Origin of the sequence: Micromonospora sp. NPDC000121 (genome assembly GCF_042899165.1) — a bacterium.
Lineage (GTDB): Bacteria > Actinomycetota > Actinomycetes > Mycobacteriales > Micromonosporaceae > Micromonospora.
In genome coordinates this window covers 132411-152095 of sequence record NZ_JBIAZP010000007.1, presented here as the reverse complement: position 1 = coordinate 152095, position 19685 = coordinate 132411, and the positions used below count along the sequence as shown (strand labels likewise).

The window sequence follows — 19685 nt, the reverse complement described above, 5'->3', positions numbered from 1 at the left end:
GGATGACCGGTTCGGCGGCGCTGTGAGCGGCGTCACCGAAATGCCCGCGGCTCAGCCCGCCCGGGCGGGACGCCAGCGCGCGGCGAGCGTGGGCCGAAGCCCGGCGGGCTCCGGTCGGGCCGCCGGGAGCCGGCCCGGCCGGAGCCGGACCGCCGCGGCGTACGCCTCGGCGGCCAGGGCCCGCGCCGCCTCGGCGGCCAGGTCGGCGTCCCGCCACGCCGACCGTTCCCGCTCGGCGGCGGCCCGGTGGTCGGCCCGCCTCGCGTCGCGTACCGCCCGGGCCAGCGCGATCTCCTGCTCGACCGGGTGCCGGCGGGGATCCCAGCCCGCCCGGTGGCCGAACACCTCGCGGAGTTGGCGGGCGGAGAGATCACCGCGCCAGTGGGCCGCCACCGCCGCCTGGTGCAGCCAGCGCTCGCGGGCGGCGTACTCGGCGGGCGTGCGCGGGGTGCGCGGGGCGGGCAGGGCGGCGGCCCAGGTGAAGCGGCGGGCGGCGGTCTCCGCCTCGTCGTACGCCCGCCAGGCCCGGTCGGCCTCCTCCTGCGCGGCGAGCCAGTCGGCCCGCCGCCGCCGGGCGGTCCGGGCGGCCCGGTCCGCCGCGACGGCCACCTCCTCGGCGTAGCGGCGCAGGTCGGCCGCCTCCGCCGCCGGGTCGACCGCGGGCGGGGCGGCCGGCTCGTCGGCGGGCGCGACCCGCTCGGGACGGGCGACCAGCACGGCGAGCACGGTCAGGGCCAGCAGGAGCAGGGCGGACCAGATGGCGGCGGCCCGCGGCACCTCGATCAGGAACTGGTAGACGACGGTCTCCATGGTCGGCACCTCACGGGGAAGCGAGTGCGGCAGCGGGGCGCACGCGGCGCCCGGGTGGCGGGGCGCGGCAGCGCCACGTCCCGCCGGCGGACGGGTGCGTGTGGTGGACGGCGAAGGAAGGGCGCATCGCGCGACGCCGGTAGCGGTAGGGACCCTGCCTGACGCGTGCAGCGGGCGCGGTCGCGGGGCGCGGGCCCCGCGGGTGGCGGATCAGCCGCGCGGCGGGCCCCGGGGGCCGGCGGCGCCCGGGGTGCGCCCGGCCGGCGCGGGGGCCGGGCCGGGGGCGACGGCCCCGGCCGGGTCGGCCGGAGCGGCGGGGTGGCCGGGACCGGTGGCCGCCCGGTCGACGGCGCCGGCAGCCCGGTCGACGGCGCCGGCAGCCCGGTCGACGGGAGGCCGACCGACGACGACACAGGGGTCGGCGACGGCGCGGTGGTCGACGACGGCCACCGTGGCCACCGTGCCGCGCGGGTCGACGGGCGCCAGCGTGACGGGGAGCGCCGGCGCCGGGAGCGCCGGCGCCGGGGGCGCCAAGGCGTCAGCCGGGGGCACCCAGGTGTCGATCGAGGGCGCTCCGACCTGGGTCGGGGAGGCGGCGGGGAGGGCCCCGGCGCCGACGGCGAACGCGACCGCTACGGCGAGGCCGGCAAGCAGCCGCGCGGCCCACCGCGCCACCCACCACAAGGGACAGGTGAGCGCGACGGCAGGCACCCGACCACGCTACCGCCGACGCCGCCGGTCCGCATCGCCACCGGGCGTGTCCCGTGCGCAGCGGTCCTGGCGGCCGTCCGGTCGCCGCGCCGCGCGCCCGGCCGTCCACCCCGGACCGCACCGACCAGGGTGGACGACTTCTACCGTCGCCCACGCGGGTCAACCTGCGTCGATGGCCGGCGGTCGTCCTACGCCCGTGGGCGCGACCGGCCGGCCGCCGCGGGGGACTCGACGTACGCCGGTCGGTGGTCCGCCTCCGGCTCGGCGTGCCGGGGGCGCGGCGCGACGCGCCCCCGCTCCCCCGGCGCGGCCGGCGGGCGCTCACCCGGTCGCTGCGGCGCGGCGGCCGCACCTTCGACCGGCGGCGTCGACCGGGCCGGGCGGCGCGGGCCGAGCAGCCGCATCATCGGCGTCTCGACGAAGCGGTGCAACGCCGCGGCGAGGGCGAGGTTGACCAGCAGGAAACCGAGCACCGCGGCCAGCCCCCACCAACCGCGGAACCCGACGCCCCAGTCGCCGGTGAGCCGGAGGACGGTCACCATCACCAGCACGTGCACCAGGTAGAAGGCGAAGGAGACCTCGCCGAGCCAGACCATCGGCCGGGACCGCCACGGCGAGCGCCGCCCGCGCACGTCCGCGTCCGCCGCCGCGGTGATGACCAGGATGTACGCCACCGAGAGCAGCGCCGCCCACAGCTCGGCGCGCACCCACTGGGCGGCGACCACCCAGGTGGCCACGAAGACCAGGCTCGCCAGTGGCAGGCCCGGTCCCCGCCACCGGCCGCGCCGCATCAGCTCGGCGGCGGCCACGCCCATCCAGAACTCAAGGGACCGGACGGGCGGGAAGATCTGGGTGAACCACCAGCGGCTGTCCTCCGGCACCAGTGCCTGGGCCGGCCAGAGCGCCAGGATCAGCAGCGGCACCGCGACGACCACGGTCCACAGTGCCCACGGCCGGGCCCGGCGAAGCAGCGGCAGCACCAGCGGCAGGCAGAGGTAGAAGAAGAACTCGCAGGACAGCGACCAACTGACCGTGTTGATGCTGTAGAACGCGCCCGGCCGGGGATCCCACGCCTGGAGCAGGAAGAGGTTCTCCACCGCGACGACGCGGTCCACCGGGTCGGCGAACCAGGCCGCGACCAGCAGGGCGAGCGCCCACAGCGCCACGTGGCTGGGCCAGATCTTGGCGATCCGGCGGCGCCAGAACGCCCGGCGGGAGTCGCTCGGCCGGGCCGACCAGACGAGCACGAAACCGCTGAGGATGAAGAAGAACTGCACGCCGGACAGGCCCAGGGTGAAGATCCAGTTCACCACGGCCCGGTGGTCGGGCTCGGCGATGATCCCCATCGTGCCGGCGTGGAAGCCGAAGACGAGCAGGGCCGCGACCCAGCGCAGCCCGGTCAGCGACGGCAGCCGACCGGCCGGGGGCGCGGGTCGGGCGTCCGGCGCGACGGTCGCGGCCCCCGTCGTGCCGGGGGCCCGGCGGTCCGCAGGGTCACCCAGCACGTACGTCTCCTCCTCGGCCGTCGGCGGGCGGCGCAGGACGGCCCGCGGCGGCCTCCGGTCGGCACCGCCCGCCGGGCACCCTACCCGCCGCCCCGGGTCCCCACCCACCGCGTGACGGTTCCGTCCCTCCGCGTGGCGGTGTGACGCGTGTCTGTGCCGGGGTCGGCCGGTGGCCTAATATTCCGTGACCCGGAGGTGACGAGAGGCGGGGACGGATGCACCAGCGGATCCTGATGCGGGCGAAGAAGGGCCCGTTCGACGTCCACTCCCCCGAGGACGCCTTCGAGGGGAACTGGATCGGCGAGAACAACGGCAACCTCGTCTTCAGCCACGCCGCGCACAAGCTGCTGCAGACCAGCACCGCCGAGATCACCCCGACCGAGTTCAAGGTCAACCCGCGCGACGCCGACATGATCAACGAGCGGTACGACGTCTACGTCGTACCGCTCGCCAACGCCTTCCGGCGCAGCTACGCCCACCGCATCGAACTCATGACGAAACTCGTCGAGCGGCTGAAGATCCCGGTGGTGGTGCTCGGGGTGGGCGTGCAGACCGACGTCAAGGGCGACCGGGAGTACCTGCGCCCGATCGACGACGTCGTGACCCGCTTCGTCCGGGCCGTGCTCGACCGCTCGCACAGCATCGGCGTACGGGGGGAGATCACCGAGGGCTACCTGCGCACGCTGGGCTTCTCCGCCGTGGACGTGATCGGCTGCCCGTCGATGTTCCTGCACGGCGACAGCCTGCGGGTGGAGAAGCGGAAGGCGGCGCTGGCGCCGGACGACCGGCTCGCGCTCACCGTCTCGCCGTACGTGAAGTCGATGGCGAAGATCATCGCCCGGCATCACGAGCGGTACCCGAACCTGCGCTACCTGCCGCAGGACCTCAAGACGCTCGGCACCCTGCTCTACGGGGACGCCCCGGAGGACCGGGGCAAGTCCAGCGCGATCCCGATCCACACCTCGCATCCGCTGTTCACCGAGGACAAGGTGCGGATGTTCGTCGACCCGTGGACCTGGATGGACTACCTCTCCGGGTTCGAGTTCGCCTTCGGCACCCGGATCCACGGCACCATCACCGCGCTGGTCGCCGGCACGCCCGGCTACCTGTTCGCGCACGACTCGCGCACCCTGGAGCTGGCCCGGTACTTCGACATCCCGCACCGGGTGATGAAGGAGGTGCCGGCCGACGTCGACGCCGCCCAGCTCTACGACGAGGCGGACTACACGGCGCTCAACGACGGCCACAAGGCGCGCTACGCGACCATGCTCGCCTTCCTCGCCAAGCACGACCTGGGCAACGCCTTCGCCGACGGCGACAGCGCCACTCGCTTCGACGCGCGGGTGCGGGCCACCACGTTCCCGCCGGCCGTGCGGCCGGCCGCCGCGACCGCGCCGGACGTGCTGCTGGAGCGGATCCAGTGGCTGCGGGACCGCAACGCGGAGCTGCACCAGGACGCGGAGACGCTGCGGGAGCAGCGCCTGCGCAGCCGGGTCAAGCGGGTGGTGGGCGGTCCGGTGAAGCGGATCCTGAACCGTTAACCCTGCGCTGGGCGGCTGTTCAGGGACTCCACCTCCGCCGGCAACGTGAGGTTCCGGGGCCGTCCATCCGGGCGGTCGATGGTGTCGGCGTGGTCATTGAGCCGACGCAAGCACCGCTGCTGAGCATCGTCGTGCCCGTGTACGGCGTCGAGCCGTATCTCTACCAGTGCCTCGAGTCGATCCGCGCCGACATCCCGGCCGGCGAGGCGGGCGAGGTGGAGTTGATCGCGGTGGACGACGCCTCCCCGGACCGCTGCGGGGAGATGCTGCGGTCGTACGCGGCCGGGCGGGCCGGGATCCGCACCGTCCACCTGACCGACAACGTCGGCCTGGGCCTGGCCCGCAACGCCGGTCTCGACGTGGCCACCGGCGTGTACGTCTGGTTCGTCGACAGCGACGACTGGCTGCCGCCGGGCACGGTCCCGGCGGTGCTGGAGCGGTTGCGCCGGGACCGGCCGGACGTGCTGATGCTGGACCACCTGCGGGTGCACGAGGGCGGCCGGCGCGAGGTCGACGCGAGCAGCCACCTGCTGCGCGGGGTGCCGGGCGTCGTCCGCCTCGCCGACTGCCCGCAGTTGCTACGGGTGCAGCACACCGCCTGGAACAAGGTGGTCCGCCGCGGGTTCATGGCCGAGCTGGAGCTGCGCTTCTTCCCCGGCTGGTACGAGGACATCCCGTTCAGCCACCCGCTGCTCATCGGCGCGGAGCGGATCTCCGTGCTGGACCGGGTCTGCTACCTCTACCGGCAGGGCCGGCTCGGCGCGATCACCTCCACCCGCAGCGGGCGGCACTTCGACGCCTTCGACCAGTACGAGCGGCTCTTCGACTGGCTGGACCGGCACGCCCCGGACGACCGGCTGCGGGCCGAGCTGTTCACCCTGATGATCAGCCACTACCTGGTGGTGGCGGGCAACGAGGGCCGGCTGCACCCGCGGCTGCGCCGCGCGTTCTTCCGCCGGGTCGCCGAGCACTACCGCCGCTACCTGCCCGCCGCGGGCTACGCCCGCCCGGCGGGAGTCGCGGGGCTCAAGCACCGTCTGGTCGGGCGGAACAGCTACCTCGCGTACGCGGCGCTGCGCCAGGCCCACCGGGCGGCGGGCCGGGTGCGGGGCGGCCGGTCCGTTCCGCCGGCCCTCCCCTCGACGGAGGCCGGGCACGCCGAACAGGCGAGGCAGGTCACGGAGACCGGACAGGTCACGGAGGCCGGGCAGGTCGCGGAGGCCGGGCAGGTCACGGAGGCCGGGCGGCCCGTCACCGGGACGGCGACGGACCAGACCACGGCGATGGCGAGCCGCCGATGACCGCGCTTCCGATGACCGAGCCTCCGATGACCGAGCCGCTGCGGCCGGCAGACGACGGCGACCTGCACCGGATGCTGCTCTGGCGCAACCACCCGCAGGTGCGCGCGGTGAGCCTGACCAGCCACGAGATCGGCCTGGTCGAGCACACCGCCTGGTGGTCGAGGGTCCGGGTCGACCCGGACCGGCGGGTGCTGGTGCACCTGCACGACGAGGTGCCGTCCGGCATCGTCACGTTCTCCGGCGTCAACTCCCCGGACCGGGCCCTCACCTGGGGCTTCTACCTCGACATCGACGGCCTGGACGCCCGCGGGCAACTGCTGCCGGCGTGGCTGTCGCTGGAGCGGGCCGCCATCGCGTACGCCTTCGACACCCTCGGGGCGGAGACGCTGGGCGGCGAGACGCTGGCCACCAACAAGCCGGTGCTGGCCCTGCACCGGCGCTTCGGATTTCGCGAGGTCCGGCGCTACGAGCGGGACATCGACGGCACGCCGCACCAGGTGGTGTGGACGGAAAAAAGTAGAGGAACATGACGGCGACAGTCAAGATCGGGCCGCACGCGGTCGGCCCCGGCGAGCGGCCCCTCGTGGTCGCGGAGATGTCCGGCAACCACAACGGCAGCCTGGACCGGGCGCTCACCCTCGTCGACGCGGTCGCGGCCAGCGGGGCGCACGCGCTCAAGCTCCAGACGTACCGGCCGGACACGATCACCATCGACGTGGACGCCCCCGCGTTCCGCCTCTCCGACGGGCACGACCTGTGGGGCGGCGAGCGCCTCTGGCAGCTCTTCGAGCGCGCCCACACCCCGTACGAGTGGCACGCGCCGATCTTCGAGCGGGCCCGCCGGCACGGTCTGACGGTGTTCTCCTCGCCGTTCGACGCCACAGCGGTGGAGCTGCTGGAGGAGCTGGACGCGCCCGCGTACAAGATCGCGTCGTCGGAGCTGGTGGACCTGCCGCTGATCCGACTCGTCGCGGCCACCGGCAAGCCGATGGTCATCTCCACCGGGATGGCCACCGTCGGTGAGATCGACGCGGCTGTCCGCACCGCCCGGGAGGGCGGCGCCGCCGGCATCGTGCTGCTCGCCTGCACGGCGTCCTACCCGGCGCCGCCGCAGGACAGCAACCTGCGCCGGCTGCCCGTGCTGGCCGACACGTTCGGCCTGCCGGTGGGCCTGTCCGACCACACGCCGGGCATCGGCGTCCCGGTCGCCTCGGTGGCGTTCGGCGCCTGCCTGATCGAGAAGCACGTGACGCTGCGCCGCGCCGACGGGGGCGTCGACTCGGACTTCTCGCTGGAGCCGGAGGAGCTGACCGCACTGACCGTCGAGTCGGAGCGGGCGTGGGCGGCGCTGGGCGGCACCGCGATCGGCCCCACCCCGACCGAGCGGGAGGGACTGCGGTTCCGCCGGTCCCTCTGGGTGGTCGAGGACGTCCGGGCCGGCGACCCGGTCACCGCGGCGGTCGTGCGCTCGATCCGGCCGGCCGGCGGACTTCCCCCGGCCGACCTCGACCGGGTGCTCGGCCGCACCTTCACCCGGGACGTGCCGAAGGGGACGCCGCTGAGCTGGGACCTCGTCTGAGGCCACCCGCACGAGGAAGGGCCCGGTCCGCGCGGACCGGGCCCTTCCTCGTGCGGCCACCCGGGGCGGGCGCGCCTCTCTCGTGCGGCCGCCCCGGGGCGGATCAGTCAGCGACCGTGACCAGCCGGACGAACTCGCGGAGCAGGTCGTGGCCGTCCCAGACCGGCGCGAAGGTCAGCGCCGAGCCGAACGGCACGATCCGGTCGATGCCCCGGCCGCCGAGCCGCCGGGCGAAGTCGACCAGCTCGGCCCGGGTGAACCCGAAGTGGGTCAGCGTCTGGTCCCGTCGGCGCACGAACGGCGCCAGCTCCGCCAGCTCCCCGAGGGTGACGAAGCCGAACGTCCCCGCGCCGAGCCACTCCCGGGGCGCCGCCGACGGCCCGTCCAGCTCCAGCGTGGTGACGAGGTTGTCGTGGAACACCATCCGGGCCACTCCCCCGTCGGCCGCCAGCCCGTACGCGCCGACCCGCTTCTCCACGGCCATCGCCGCGTCCACGTCCCAGCCCCGCTCCCGCACGGCCACGCCGAGCAGGGCGACGAACTCGGCCCGGACGGCGTCGGCGCGGCGGGCGTCGCCGACCAGGAACACCGCCCGGGGCGACGCGCAGGCCGCCTGGTCGAACCAGTAGGCGTCGTTGGCGAACCGCGCCACGGCGTCCCGCCGGGCGGTGGGCGGGGCGGCCTCCCAGCCGGCCACCGAGAGCACCGCGAACGACGAGCGGTCGGGGAAGGTGAGGTCCCGCGCCGCGGGGGCCAGCGGGTGCCGGCGCACGGCGGTCACCGCCCGGTCGCCGCCCCAGATGACCCGGACGTCGCAGCCGGCGCTGAGTTGGCCGGTCACCGCGTCGTCGTGGCCGTACGTGACCATGCGCTGGGTGCGGCCCACGATCGGGTCGGCGGCGTCCAGGCTGTCGTTGAGCACCTCGAGGATCGCGTCGGCGGCCGCCGCCGAGCGGGGCGAGATCCGGACGACGTTGGTGTTGCCGGCCAGCGCGGACAGCGCCCAGGAGTAGACGAAGATGGTGTCCACGTTGGCGGGCGGAATGTGGAACACCACGCCGCGGGGGAAGGCGAGCACCCCGTCGTCGAGCCCGGCGTGCAGCCGCTCCACGCCGCGCAGCAGCTCCCGGCGGCGCAGGAAGAAGCCGAGCGAGCCCAGCTCCGGATGGCGGCGGGCCAGCGCCGGGGCCAGCAGCCGCCGGGAGACCGAGGTCAGGAAGTCCACGATCCGCTCGTCGCCGACGGTCAACGGCGGGTCGGCGGCCGGGGGCAGCAGGTCGTCCACCGGCACCTCGGGCCCGGCGGGGAAGCGCATCCGTACCGTCATGCCTGACCTCCGACGTAGGTGTCGCTGCAACCCCGGGCCTCGGCGCGCGGCAGCCGGCCCAGCACGCTGAACCGCTTGCCCGGCCAGTGCCCGTCGTCGACCCCGTGCACCACCCCGAGGTCCTCGGTGAGCAGCACGTTGCCCGGGTAGGAGGTGGGCAGGGTGCTGAGCACCTCGATCACGCCGGGCGTGCCGACCGGCGCCTCCCGCCAGGTGACCGGATCGCGGACGATGACGTCGGCGAAGTCCGGGCAGTAGAGGGAGCCGCCGTCGGGCCCCTCCAGGAAGACCGTGCCGATCTGCTCGACCATCCCGTAGAAGTTGTGGATCCGCTCCAGGCCGGTGTCCGCGCCGAGCCGGCGGCGGAACTCGGCGTTGTCCACCGCCTGGTCGGCGAGCTTCTTCCAGCCGCCGGAGTGCACCAGGATTCCGTTCGACAGGTCCAGGCCGTGGTCGCGGGCCACCTCGTACAGGTAGCGCCAGACCATGAAGGTGAAGCCGAAGACCAGGAACGGCGCGTCCCCGTGCCGGGCCAGGAAGTCCTTGAGCGCGGCCACGTCGGGCCGGTCGTCGGCGTCGAGCAGCCACAGGTGGTCGCGACCGAAGTTGACCATGCCGAGCGCCCCGGCGCCGCGCGCCGAGTAGGAGCGCCGGTCGCCGACGACGCCGGCCCGGTCCACCACCACCATCGGCAGCCGGCGCGGGCCGAGCACGGCGCCCAGCGTGCGGGCCAGCATCCGGGACTGGGTGGCCGCCGACTCCCGGTCCAGGTGGATCCGGCTGACCTCGCCGGTGGTGCCGCTGGAGGTGAGTACCCGGATCACCTGCTCGTCCGGCACGCTGGCCAGCTTGCGGGTCTTGAACAGCCGCACCGGCAGCCAGGGCAGGTCGGCCAGCGTCGCGACGTCGCCGTCCGCGCCGCCCAGGGCGTCCAGGATCCGGGCGTACGGCGGGCAGTGCCGCCGGTGGTGGGCCAGCAGCCCGACCAGTTCGTCGCGGAGCCGTTCCTCCTTCTCCGGCTGGGTGAGCGTGAACACGTCGGTCAGCACTGTGCCTCCAGCGCGCGGTAGTCGGGCTTGCCCGTCGGGGTCAGCGGGAGGGCGTCCACGCCGCGCACCTGGACGCCGGACGAGTGGGTGCCCAGCGCCTCCGCCACCTCGGCGCGGATCCGGGCGAGCCGGTCGGCGTCGGCGCCCTCGGCCACCACCACCAGCCGGTCCGCGCCCGCGATGGCGGCGACCGGCCCGTGGTGGCCGAGGGACCGTTCCACGTCGTCGAGGTTGACCCGGACCCCGAACACCTTGGCGATCCGCTTGATCCGGCCGGTGACGTGCAGGAACCCGTCGGCGTCGAGCCGGCCCAGGTCGCCGGTGGCGAGCACGCCGCCCAGCTCGTCGGGGCGGGCCAGATCGGCCGCCGTCTCGGCGTAGCCCATCATCACGTTGGGCCCCCGGTAGACGATCTCGCCGGTCCGGTCGGGCGCGGTCGTCTCCGTGCCGTCGTCGGCGCGGACCGACAGCGCCCCGCCGGGCACCGGCAGCCCCACCGAGCCGAGCTTCTCCGGCAGCCGGTCGGGCGGCAGCACCGTCATCCGGGCGGTCGCCTCGGTCTGCCCGTACATGACGAAGAGGCGGCCGGCGACCTCGGCCATCCGGCCGTGGAAGTCCGCCACCAGCTCGGGGTGCAGCCGACCGCCGGCCTGGGTGAGCGTCCGCAGCCGCTCGTGCCGCGCGGGCGCGAAGCGCAGCCGGCGCAGCATCTCGTACTGGTAGGGCACGGCGGCCAGGGAGGTGACCCGGTGCCGGTCGACGGCCGTCCAGAACTCGCGGGACGTGAGGCCGGAGCGCTCCAGCAGCACGGTGGCGCCGGCGTGCAGGTGGCTGGTGAGCACCGACAGCCCGTACGTGTAGTGCAGCGGCAGGGTGGTGGGTGCCACCTCGTCGCCGTCGATGCCCAGGGCGGTGGCGATGGCCGCCGCGTTGGCCCGCACCGCCGCGCGGGAGAGCCGCACGAGCTTCGGGTTGCCGGTCGAGCCGGAGGTGGTCAGCAGCAGCGCCAGGTCGGGGTGGGGCGCGGGTCCGGCGGGGCCAATGCGCCGCCAGGCCGGGCCGAGGCCGACCGGGGCCGGCTCGTAGCCGTCGACCGGCTCGGGGCCGGTGAGCAGCACGGCGGGGCGGAACCGGTCGACCAGCTCGCGCAGCGCGCCCGGCGCGACCTGCGGGTCGAGCAGCGCGACCGCGCGGCCGGCCTGCCAGGCCGCGAGGATCCGCAGCACCGCGTCGATCTCGGCGGGGGCGGCGGCGAACACCACGCCCGGCGGTTCCCGGTCGAGCAGCGCGGCGAGGTCGGCGACCCGGGCGGCGAGTTCGGCGCCTCCGACCTGCCGGCCGGTCGCCGCGTCCACCAGCCGCGCGTCGGGGTGCGGCAGACCGGCCGTGTCGGGGTGCGGCAGGCCGGTCACAGGGTCAGCCCGCCGTCCACGCCGACCACCTGGCCCGTGACGAAGGCGGCGGCCGGGGAGAGCAGGAACGCGACCACCTCGGCGACCTCCTCCGGCTCGCCGAGCCGGCGCAGCGGGGTGGCGTCCGCGCGGGCCCGCCGGCCCGGCTCGTCGAGGTCGGCCAGCAGGTCGGTGCGGATGAAGCCCGGCGCGACCGCGTTCACCCGGATCCCGGCCGGGCCGAGCTCCTTCGCGGCGGCCCGGGTGAGCCCCTCGACGGCGGCCTTGCTGGCCGCGTAGACGGCTTGGCCGGCGGCTCCCGCCGAGCCGACCAGCGAGGCGGTGAGCACCACCGCCGGCCGGTCGCCCCGGCGCAGCAGGCGGGACCCCTGTTGCAGGGTGTGCGCGGCGCCGGCCGCGTTGACCGCGAACAGCCGGCTCACCGTCTCGTCCGACACCGAGCCCAGCAGCCCCGCCTCGTGCACCCCGGCGTTGACGACCAGCGCGTCCAGCCCCCGCCACCGCGCGAAGACGGTACGCATCGCCGCCCGGACCTGCTCGGGCTCCGCCACGTCGGCGTGCACCGCGAGATGCGGCCCGCCGGGCAGCTCGGCGGCCACCTCGTCGGCGGAGCCGGGCAGCCGGCCGTGCACCGCGACCGCGCAGCCCTGCGCGGCGAGCCGCCAGGCGATGGCGCGGCCGATGCCCCGGGTCGACCCGGTGACGAGGACCCGGCGGGCGGGCGCGTCCCGGCCGGCGCCCGGCTCGGACGCGGCGGGCGCGCGGGTGTCAGTCGGTGAGGACGACACCGTGCTTCTCCAGGATCTGCCGCGCGCGGTCGAAGGAGCTGAGGTCGATCACTTCGTCGGTGTCCAGCATGACGCCGAACTCGTCCTCGATGGCGGCCACCAACGACATGTGCGCGAGCGAATCCCACTTCTCGATTCCGCGATATTCGAGACTGTCCACAACGGCGTCGTCGGAAAGCTCCAACGCCGCTCGGAAGACGACCCTCAGCCGCTGAAGTTCCACCGCGATTTCCTCCGTAACTGGTCCGCACGCCTCGACGTGCGGGCCGAGTGTAGCCGAGGCCGAAGGCCCCTCAACCTGGCCCTGAGCTGTGAAAAGTGTTTGCCTGCAAGGTGTTTCGCATTCACTCCAGGCGTGGCGACCGTTCACCGAGGGGCGTCGAGGTGTTAACCCGCCGGGTCTAGCGTCTCGATCCGGTCGACCGGGCAAGGTCGCCGCGGAAACAACCACGACCACGGGAGCACCAATTGAGCGAGTTGAATGGGTCCTCCATTCTGATCACCGGTGGAACCGGCTCCTTCGGGAAGACCTTCCTCCGGCACGTCCTCACCGAGGCCGACCCGGCCCGGGTGGTGGTGTTCTCCCGCGACGAACTCAAGCAGTACGAGCTGCGCCAGCAGCTCGGCGACGACCCGCGGCTGCGCTGGTTCATCGGTGACATCCGGGACCGGCACCGGCTGACCCGCGCGATGCACGGCGTGGACCACGTGGTGCACGCCGCCGCGCTCAAGCAGGTGGACACCGCCGAGTACAACCCGTCGGAGTTCATCGCCACCAACATCACCGGCTCCCAGCACGTCGTGGACGCGGCGATCGAGGCCGGCGTGAAGAAGGTCATCGCGCTCTCCACCGACAAGGCGTCCAGCCCGATCAACCTGTACGGGGCGACGAAGCTGGTCGGCGACAAGCTGTTCGTCTCGGCCAACCACTACGCCGCGCAGCACCCGACCCGGTTCGCGGTCGTCCGCTACGGCAACGTGGTCGGTAGCCGGGGCTCGGTCGTCCCGCTGTTCCGCCGGCTGGCCGCCGAGGGCAAGAGCCTGCCGGTCACCGACAAGCGGATGACCCGGTTCTGGATCACCCTCGACCAGGCGGTCCAGTTCGTCATGGACTCGTTCGACCAGATGCAGGGCGGCGAGCTGTTCGTCCCCCGGATTCCCAGCATGCGCATCCTCGACCTGGTCGAGGCGGTCGCCCCGGACGCCACCACGCACGAGGTCGGCATCCGCCCCGGCGAGAAGCTGCACGAGGAGATGATCGCGCCGGACGACAGCCGCCGGACCCTGCGCGCGAAGGACCGGTACATCGTGCAGCCGACGATCGCCACCTGGGGCTACCAGCCGCCGGTCGGCTGCGAGCCGGTGCCGGACGGGTTCGCGTACCAGTCCGACAGCAACGACGAGTGGCTCAGCGTGGAGCGGCTGCGCGACATGCTCGGCGTCGCCGCATGACGGGGCTGCTCCCGTACGGCCGGCAGTCGGTGACCGAGGACGACGTCGCCGCCGTCGTCGCCGCCCTGCGCAGCGACTGGCTCACCACCGGCCCGCAGGTCGACGGCTTCGAGGCCGACCTGGCGGGCTGGACCGGCGGCGCCGGCTGCGCGGCGGTCTCCAACGGCACCGCGGCGCTGCACGTGGCGTACGCGGCGGCCGGGGTCGGCCCCGGCGACGAGGTGATCGTCCCGCCCATGACGTTCGTGGCGACCGCCAGCAGCGCGGCCGCCCTCGGCGCGAAGATCGTCTTCGCCGACGTCGAGGACGAGACGTTCACCCTCGACCCGGCGGCGGTCGCCGCGGCGACGACCAGCCGGACCCGGGTGGTGTCCGCCGTCGACTACGCCGGCCACCCGGCCGACTACGACGCGCTGCGCGCCGCGACGGCCGGCACGGACGCCCTGCTGCTCGCCGACGCCGCGCACTCGATCGGCGCCACCTACCGGGGGCGGCCGGTCGGCTCGCTGGCCGACCTGACGACGTTCTCGTTCTTCCCGACGAAGAACCTCACCACCGCCGAGGGCGGCGCGGTCGCCACCACGGACCCGCACCTGCTGAAGCGGGCCCGCCGGTTCCGCAACATCGGCCTGGTCCGCGAGCGCGACGAGCAGCGCTGGCCGGACGAGGGCGGCTGGCACCAGGAGGTGCACGAGTTCGGGCTGAACTACCGGCTGCCCGACGTGCTGTGCGCGCTGGGCCGCAGCCAACTGCGCCGGCTCGGCGACTTCCTGGCCCGCCGGGCCCGCCTGGTCGCCCGCTACGACGAGGCGCTGGCCGACCTGCCCGGCGTGCTGACCCCCGGCCGGCGGTCCTGGGCGAGCCCGGCCTGGCACCTCTACCCGATCCGCGTGCTCGACGGGCGCCGCCGCGAGGTGTACGACCGGATGCGCGCCGCCGGCATCGGGGTGCAGGTCAACTACATCCCCGTGCACTGGCACCCGGCCTTCGCCGACCTGGGCTACCGGCGCGGGTCCTGCCCGGTGGCCGAGTCGTTCTACGAGCAGCAGCTGTCCCTGCCGCTGTTCCCGGACCTCACCGACGCCGACCAGGACCGCGTCATCGACGCCCTCGGCACGGCGCTGCGCACCGCCACGGCGCGTTCCGCCGCCTGAGGGGACCCGATGCACCACGCGAACCACTTCTACGGCCACGCCCACGTGCTGGCCCGCTACGCCGGACTGGGCGACGGCCATCCGCCCCGCATCAACGGGTACGTCCAGCACGGCTGGAACATCGGCGACGGCCTCGCCCCCGGTCACCCGTACGCCGAGCGGACCCCGAGCCTGCTCTGGTCGGAGCAGACCCGGCGGCGGGCCTGGTCGGTGGGGCGGCGCAACGTCACCGTCATCGGGGCGCCCTTCGCGTACCTGCTGGCCATGCGGCCGGAGGACCCGCCGGAGTCGGAACGGGAGGGGACCATCTGGTACCCGTTCCACGGCTGGGAGGGTCAGCACGTGCGGGGCGACCACCGGGAGCTGATCGCCCGCATCCGGGACACCGAGCCCGGCCCGGTGACCGTCTGCCTCTACTGGCACGAGTACGGCATGCGCCGGGTGCGCCGGCTCTACGAGAACGCCGGCTTCCGGGTGATCTGCCACGGCTACCGCGGCCACTGGTGGAAGGACACCGACCCGCTCTTCCTCGACAAGCAGCTCACCGAGCTGCGCCGACACCGCCGGGTGGCGTCGAACCGGCTGACCAGCGCCATCTTCTACGGCATCGCCGCCGGCTGCGAGCCGGCCGTGTACGGCGACCCGATGGTGCTCGCGGACGAGGACCCCACCTTCGGCGGGACCGCCCGGATCCGCCGCCAGTGGCCGGAGCTGCACGGCGAACAGGTGGACCTGCCCACCGCCGTCTCGATCGCCCGCGCCGAGCTGGGCACCGACCACCGCTGCACGCCCGCCGAGCTGCGCGAACTGCTCGGGTGGGCGAACCTCCAGGAGGAGAAGAGTGACGACTGAGACGGCGCCCCGCATCGCGCTGCCCGGCGGGGAGATGCTGGCCTGGTCCGACCTGCCGGAGGAGCGCCTGGCCGAGGGCGGGCCGCTGGCGGCGCTGGCCGCCCGCGTGGTGCCCGCCGGCGCGCGGGTGCTGCTGGCCGGGCCGCACGACCCCGCGCTGCTCGACCGGCTGGCGCACGCCGAGGTGACCTGTCTGCTGCGCAGCCATCCCGACGGGGTCGCCCTCGCCGAGCGGTCCGCGCACGTCGTGGTGGCGGGCCCGGCCGGGCTGCCGGCGGGCGAGCGGTTCGACGTGGTGATCGCCGGCGCCGGGCTGGACGCGGTCGAGTCGGTGGAGGGGACGCGGCTCGGCTGGGCCGGCGTGCTCGACCGGCTGACGGCGGCGCTGCGCCCCGGCGGCGCGCTGCTGCTGCGCCTGGACAACCCGCTCGGCCTGCACCGGCTCGTCGCCACCTCCCCCTGGTACGCCGGGCGCGACGACTCCGACTGGGTGATCGGCGGGGTGCTCGACGCGGACCGCCCGGCCAACCTGGAGCAGCTGCGCGGGCTCCTGGGGGCCCGGGGGATGCGCCCGGACGCCTGCTTCGCCGCGTACCCGCACCCGGCGGCGCCGACCGCGCTGGTCGACACGGGCGCGCTGGCGCGGCGGACCACGTCCGGGTTCCTCGACGCGGCGCTGCACGGTGCGTGTTCCCGCGCCGTCGCCCGGGGCACCGTGCTCCAGGACCCGGCCCGGCTCGCGGTCGACGCGCTGCACGCCGGCCGGGCCGGCGAGCTGGCGCCGGCCTGGCTGGTGCTCGCCCGCAAGTCCGACGACCCGGCCGCCCCGGACCCCGCGGCCCCGGCCGCCGCGGGTCCGGCCGCCGCGGGTCCGGCCGCCCAGGGGCGCGCCGACCTGCCCGTGGCGCTGGTGCAGACCGGGCCGCCCGGGGCCGGCGTGGTCGAGGTGGTCGACGGCCCGGACGGCTGGCGGTGGCGGGCCGCCGAGGCGGAGACCCGGGGCGGGCCGGCGGCGGCGCCGTTCGCCAGCCGGCTGGCCGCGTACCGGGACCCGGGGGCGCTCACCGGGCCGGTGCCGGACGGGCGCCTGCTGCGCACCCTGCTGCTCGACGGCTGCCTGCGGCGGGACACGGACGCGCTGCGCCGGCTCCTGCGCGGGTACGCGCGCTGGCTCGCCGGGCAGGTCGACGCCGACGGCCGGCTGGCCGGCCCGATCGGGCTGGCCAGTGTGGACAACGTCGTCGTGGCCGGGGACACCTACGCGGTGCTCGACCCGAGCTGGCGGGCCGCCGAGCCGCTGGCGGTCGACGTGGTGCTCGCCCGGGGCCTGTGGCGCTTCGCCGCCGAGCTGCTCACCGGCGGGTACGCCCACCCGTGGACCTCCACCCTGGACGTGGCGGGCCTGACCGTGGTGCTGGGCGGCGTCGCCGGCCAGGATCTGGACCGGCCGACCGTCGAGGCGGCCGTGGAGGCCGAGGCGGCGATCGCCGCCGCCCTGCACGGCCTGGAGGCCGACGGGCGGGTCGCCCTCGCCACCGAGCTGCGGGCCGTCGAGCCGACCGACCCGCCGGTGGGCAGTCGCAGCTACCAGCAGCTACGGGAGGCGTGGCTGCGCCAGCGCGAGGAGCTGACCCGGCTGGCCGCGCTGCTCAAGTGGACCGAGGAGCTGCTCACCTCGCGGGAGCGGGCGCTGCGCCGCGCCGACGCGACGATCAACCTGCTCAGCGGCTCGCTCAGCTACCGGGTGGGCCGGCTGGCCATCGCCCCGGCGCGGATCGCGAAGCGGGGTGCCCGGGCGGCCAAGCGCCGGGCCCGACAGGCCCTCGCTCCGAAGCCGGAGGAGAAGCAGTGACGAACACACCGGCCGCCGGCACCCCGGCGGCATCCGGCCCGACCGGAACCGCTTCCCCGTCGACGGCGGGCGAGACCGGGGCGGGCCCCCGGATCGTCGGTGTCGTGCAGGCCCGGATGGGCTCGTCCCGGCTGCCCGGCAAGGTGCTGCGGCCGCTCGCCGGGCGCAGCGTCCTCGGCCGGGTGGTGCGGGCGGCGCGGGAAAGCGACGTCCTCGCCGACCTGGTGGTCGCCACCAGCACCGAGCCCGCCGACGACGCGGTGGTGGCCGAGTGCGAGCGGCTGGGCGTGGCGTGGCACCGGGGTCCCGTGGACGACGTGCTCACCCGCTTCGTCGGCGCGCTGGACGCCCACCCCGGCGACGCGGTGATGCGCTTCACCGCCGACTGCCCGCTGCTCGACCCCGAGATCATCACGCTGGTCGCGGCGGTCTGGCGGGCGGTGCCCGGGCTCGACTACGCCAGCACGTCCATCGCCCGCACCCTCCCCCGTGGCCTGGACGTCGAGATCATCCGGGCGGACACGCTGCGGACGCTGGACCGGATCGCCACCGACCACCACCGGGTGCACGTGACCTCGTACGCGTACTCCCGCCCGGAGCTGTTCCGGGTGCTCGGGGTGACGCTCACCCCGGACCGGTCGGACCTGCGGCTGACCCTCGACACCGAGGCCGACTGGACCCTGGTGCGGGCGGTGACCGACCATTTCGGGGACGTCAGCGTGCCGCTGGCCAAGCTCGCCGACTGGCTCGACGGGCAACCGGCGCTGCGCGCCGTCAACGCCGACGTACGACAGAAGCGGTTGGAGGAGTCCTGAGCACCGTACGCGTCGGACTGCGCTGCGACGCCGGGCCCCGGCGCGGTGTCGGGCACCTGGTCCGCTGCCTCGCCCTCGGCGAGGAGTTCCTCGCCCGGGGCGCCCGGGTCGAGGTGTTCGGATCGGTCGAGCGGGTCGGCTGGGCGGGCGCGCAACTGGCCGCCCGCGGCATCCCGCTGCACCCCGGCCCGGAGACCCCGCAGGAGCTGGTGGAGACCGCGCGCCGGCACGAGCTGGACGTCATGGTGCTCGACTCCTACGAGCTGGACCCGGCGGGGGCGGGCGCGCTGCGCGCGGCGGGCGTGCTGACCCTGGCCGTGGTCGACGGCGACACCCGGGGGCAGGACGCCGACCTCTACCTGGACCAGAACTTCGGCGCGGCGACCGTCGCGCCGGCCGGCCGGCTGCTCGCCGGCACCGCGTACGCCCTGCTGCGGGACTCGGTGGTGGCCGCCCGGCCGGCGGCGCCCCGGCCCGCCACGGCGGTGGGCCGGCCCCGGGTGCTGGCGTTCTTCGGCGGCACCGACGCGGTCGGCGCGGCCCCGGTGCTGACCCGGGTGCTGCTGGCCACCGGGCACCCGATGGACCTCACCGTCGTGGTCGGCCGCCCCGAGGTGGAGGCGGAGCTGGAGGCGGTGTCGCCGGGACGGGGGCAGTCGCTGCGCCCGGTGCCGCCCACCGACGAGCTGCCCGCGCTGATCGGCGCGGCGGACCTGGTGGTCAGCGCGGCCGGCACGTCGACCTGGGAGCTGTGCTGCCTCGGCGCGCCGTCCGCGCTGGTCTGCGTCGTGGACAACCAGCGCGAGTCGTACCAGCGGGTGGTCGCGCACGGCCTCGTCGCCGGCCTCGGCGAGCTGCCCGAGCTGGCCGCCGCCGGGGTGCCGGGGCGGGCGGCGCGGGCCGCCGCCGCCCGGACCCTCACCGGGCTGCTCGCCTCCCCGGAGCGCCGCGCCGCCCTCTCCGCCCGCGCCTGGTCCACCGTGGACGGCCTGGGCCGGGGCCGGGTGGCCGACGCGGTGCTGGCCGCCCTCGCCGCCACCCCGGCCTGACCCGGGAGGGAACCGCCGGCACCGCTGGTGTCAGACGAGGCGTCGGATGCGCACCCTGGGCTGCTCGTTCCGCAGGTGGCCCAGCTTGTGCTGGCGGACCTGCTCGTCCCAGACCTCCTGGTCGTAGTCCGGGTCCGGCGGAATCCACCGGTGGGAGCCGTCGCTGTAGTGGAACTTCTCGTCGCCGGGCCGCAGGATGCTCACCGGACCCAGCCGAGGAAGCGTCGGTGCAGGGTGCCGGCCGGAGCCCAGGTCAGGTCCTCGGCGGCGCGGACGAACTGCGCTCCCATGTACAGCGCCAGTGACACCGGTGCGTCCGCGAACTCCGCCCGCAACTCCTGGCGACGGGTCCGGCAGGGCCAGGGTGCCCCGCACCCGCCGCAGCTCCAGATCGGCAGCACCGGGCCGTGGGTGGTCACGCTTCAACCTCCAGGAAACAGGCCATGATCGCCCGAGCCTGCCGGCTGGTCGCCTCGGTTGGCCCGCAG

General features: G+C 75.3%; 20 protein-coding genes. 10 read left to right on the top strand and 10 right to left on the bottom strand.

What is annotated here, in order from left to right; translation table 11 throughout:
- Positions 1 to 51: 51 nt before the first annotated feature.
- The 3 genes from ACFY23_RS20945 to ACFY23_RS20935 form a co-directional block, all read right to left on the bottom strand.
- The gene (locus ACFY23_RS20945) at positions 52 to 810 is read right to left on the bottom strand and encodes a hypothetical protein (protein ID WP_350819213.1); all 759 of its coding nucleotides are present in this window, start codon (positions 808 to 810) and stop codon (positions 52 to 54) included.
- Positions 811 to 1020: 210 nt separating this feature from the next.
- Positions 1021 to 1521, bottom strand: a complete 501-nt coding sequence (locus ACFY23_RS20940; protein ID WP_350685069.1) for a hypothetical protein — start codon at positions 1519 to 1521, stop codon at positions 1021 to 1023.
- A gap of 188 nt (positions 1522 to 1709) precedes the next feature.
- A complete protein-coding gene (locus ACFY23_RS20935; protein ID WP_350685070.1) occupies positions 1710 to 3026 on the bottom strand; it encodes an acyltransferase family protein in 1317 nt (438 codons plus the stop codon).
- A gap of 215 nt (positions 3027 to 3241) precedes the next feature.
- Here ACFY23_RS20935 and ACFY23_RS20930 point away from each other — a divergent pair, with 215 nt between their 5' ends.
- The 4 genes from ACFY23_RS20930 to pseI all read left to right on the top strand — a co-directional run bounded on the left by ACFY23_RS20930 (position 3242) and on the right by pseI (position 7447).
- The gene (locus ACFY23_RS20930) at positions 3242 to 4567 is read left to right on the top strand and encodes a polysaccharide pyruvyl transferase family protein (protein ID WP_350685071.1); all 1326 of its coding nucleotides are present in this window, start codon (positions 3242 to 3244) and stop codon (positions 4565 to 4567) included.
- Positions 4568 to 4656: 89 nt separating this feature from the next.
- On the top strand, positions 4657 to 5868 hold the full coding sequence (locus ACFY23_RS20925) for a glycosyltransferase (protein WP_350685072.1): 1212 nt from the start codon (positions 4657 to 4659) through the stop codon (positions 5866 to 5868).
- A 26-nt stretch (positions 5869 to 5894) separates the two neighbouring features.
- Positions 5895 to 6398: a GNAT family N-acetyltransferase gene (locus ACFY23_RS20920; protein ID WP_350685082.1), complete on the top strand. Its 504-nt coding sequence runs from the start codon at positions 5895 to 5897 to the stop codon at positions 6396 to 6398.
- Positions 6395 to 7447, top strand: a complete 1053-nt coding sequence (gene pseI / locus ACFY23_RS20915) for a pseudaminic acid synthase (protein WP_350685073.1) — start codon at positions 6395 to 6397, stop codon at positions 7445 to 7447. Before ACFY23_RS20920 ends, pseI begins: the two co-directional genes overlap by 4 nt.
- A 103-nt stretch (positions 7448 to 7550) precedes the next feature.
- Here pseI and ACFY23_RS20910 read toward each other — a convergent pair whose 3' ends face one another.
- The 5 genes from ACFY23_RS20910 to ACFY23_RS20890 are packed head-to-tail and all read right to left on the bottom strand — an operon-like array spanning position 7551 to position 12246.
- Complete coding sequence (locus ACFY23_RS20910; protein ID WP_350685074.1) at positions 7551 to 8774, bottom strand: acyl-CoA reductase; 1224 nt, start codon at positions 8772 to 8774, stop codon at positions 7551 to 7553.
- A complete protein-coding gene (locus tag ACFY23_RS20905) occupies positions 8771 to 9823 on the bottom strand; it encodes an acyl-protein synthetase (protein WP_350685075.1) in 1053 nt (350 codons plus the stop codon). The genes ACFY23_RS20910 and ACFY23_RS20905 overlap by 4 nt, the downstream gene beginning before the upstream one ends.
- Positions 9817 to 11226 carry an AMP-binding protein gene (locus tag ACFY23_RS20900; RefSeq protein WP_350819236.1) on the bottom strand — a complete coding sequence of 470 codons (1410 nt, stop codon included), beginning with the start codon at positions 11224 to 11226 and terminating at the stop codon, positions 9817 to 9819. Before ACFY23_RS20900 ends, ACFY23_RS20905 begins: the two co-directional genes overlap by 7 nt.
- A 5-nt stretch (positions 11227 to 11231) precedes the next feature.
- On the bottom strand, positions 11232 to 12023 hold the full coding sequence (locus ACFY23_RS20895) for an SDR family NAD(P)-dependent oxidoreductase (protein ID WP_350685076.1): 792 nt from the start codon (positions 12021 to 12023) through the stop codon (positions 11232 to 11234).
- Positions 12004 to 12246, bottom strand: a complete 243-nt coding sequence (locus tag ACFY23_RS20890; protein WP_350685077.1) for a phosphopantetheine-binding protein — start codon at positions 12244 to 12246, stop codon at positions 12004 to 12006. Before ACFY23_RS20890 ends, ACFY23_RS20895 begins: the two co-directional genes overlap by 20 nt.
- A 245-nt stretch (positions 12247 to 12491) precedes the next feature.
- On the opposite strand from ACFY23_RS20890, the gene pseB reads away from it, so the two are divergent.
- From pseB to ACFY23_RS20860, 6 genes are all read left to right on the top strand, one after another.
- Complete coding sequence (gene pseB / locus ACFY23_RS20885) at positions 12492 to 13475, top strand: UDP-N-acetylglucosamine 4,6-dehydratase (inverting) (protein ID WP_350685078.1); 984 nt, start codon at positions 12492 to 12494, stop codon at positions 13473 to 13475.
- The gene (locus ACFY23_RS20880) at positions 13472 to 14629 is read left to right on the top strand and encodes an aminotransferase class I/II-fold pyridoxal phosphate-dependent enzyme (protein ID WP_350685079.1); all 1158 of its coding nucleotides are present in this window, start codon (positions 13472 to 13474) and stop codon (positions 14627 to 14629) included. The genes pseB and ACFY23_RS20880 overlap by 4 nt, the downstream gene beginning before the upstream one ends.
- A gap of 9 nt (positions 14630 to 14638) precedes the next feature.
- Entirely contained in the window at positions 14639 to 15481 is an 843-nt protein-coding gene (locus tag ACFY23_RS20875) for a hypothetical protein (RefSeq protein WP_350685080.1), read from the top strand.
- Positions 15471 to 17333, top strand: a complete 1863-nt coding sequence (locus ACFY23_RS20870; RefSeq protein WP_350819212.1) for a class I SAM-dependent methyltransferase — start codon at positions 15471 to 15473, stop codon at positions 17331 to 17333. Before ACFY23_RS20875 ends, ACFY23_RS20870 begins: the two co-directional genes overlap by 11 nt.
- Before the next feature lie 92 nt (positions 17334 to 17425).
- Positions 17426 to 18148 (top strand): glycosyltransferase family protein, encoded by a 723-nt coding sequence (locus tag ACFY23_RS20865; RefSeq protein WP_350686116.1) that lies wholly within the window; start codon positions 17426 to 17428, stop codon positions 18146 to 18148.
- A complete protein-coding gene (locus ACFY23_RS20860; RefSeq protein WP_350686118.1) occupies positions 18145 to 19197 on the top strand; it encodes a spore coat protein in 1053 nt (350 codons plus the stop codon). The genes ACFY23_RS20865 and ACFY23_RS20860 overlap by 4 nt, the downstream gene beginning before the upstream one ends.
- A 30-nt stretch (positions 19198 to 19227) precedes the next feature.
- On the opposite strand, the gene ACFY23_RS20855 is transcribed toward ACFY23_RS20860, so the two are convergent.
- Both ACFY23_RS20855 and ACFY23_RS20850 read right to left on the bottom strand, forming a co-directional pair.
- Positions 19228 to 19401 (bottom strand): hypothetical protein, encoded by a 174-nt coding sequence (locus ACFY23_RS20855; RefSeq protein WP_350686106.1) that lies wholly within the window; start codon positions 19399 to 19401, stop codon positions 19228 to 19230.
- On the bottom strand, positions 19398 to 19616 hold the full coding sequence (locus ACFY23_RS20850; RefSeq protein WP_350686108.1) for a hypothetical protein: 219 nt from the start codon (positions 19614 to 19616) through the stop codon (positions 19398 to 19400). The genes ACFY23_RS20855 and ACFY23_RS20850 overlap by 4 nt, the downstream gene beginning before the upstream one ends.
- Positions 19617 to 19685: the final 69 nt, after the last annotated feature.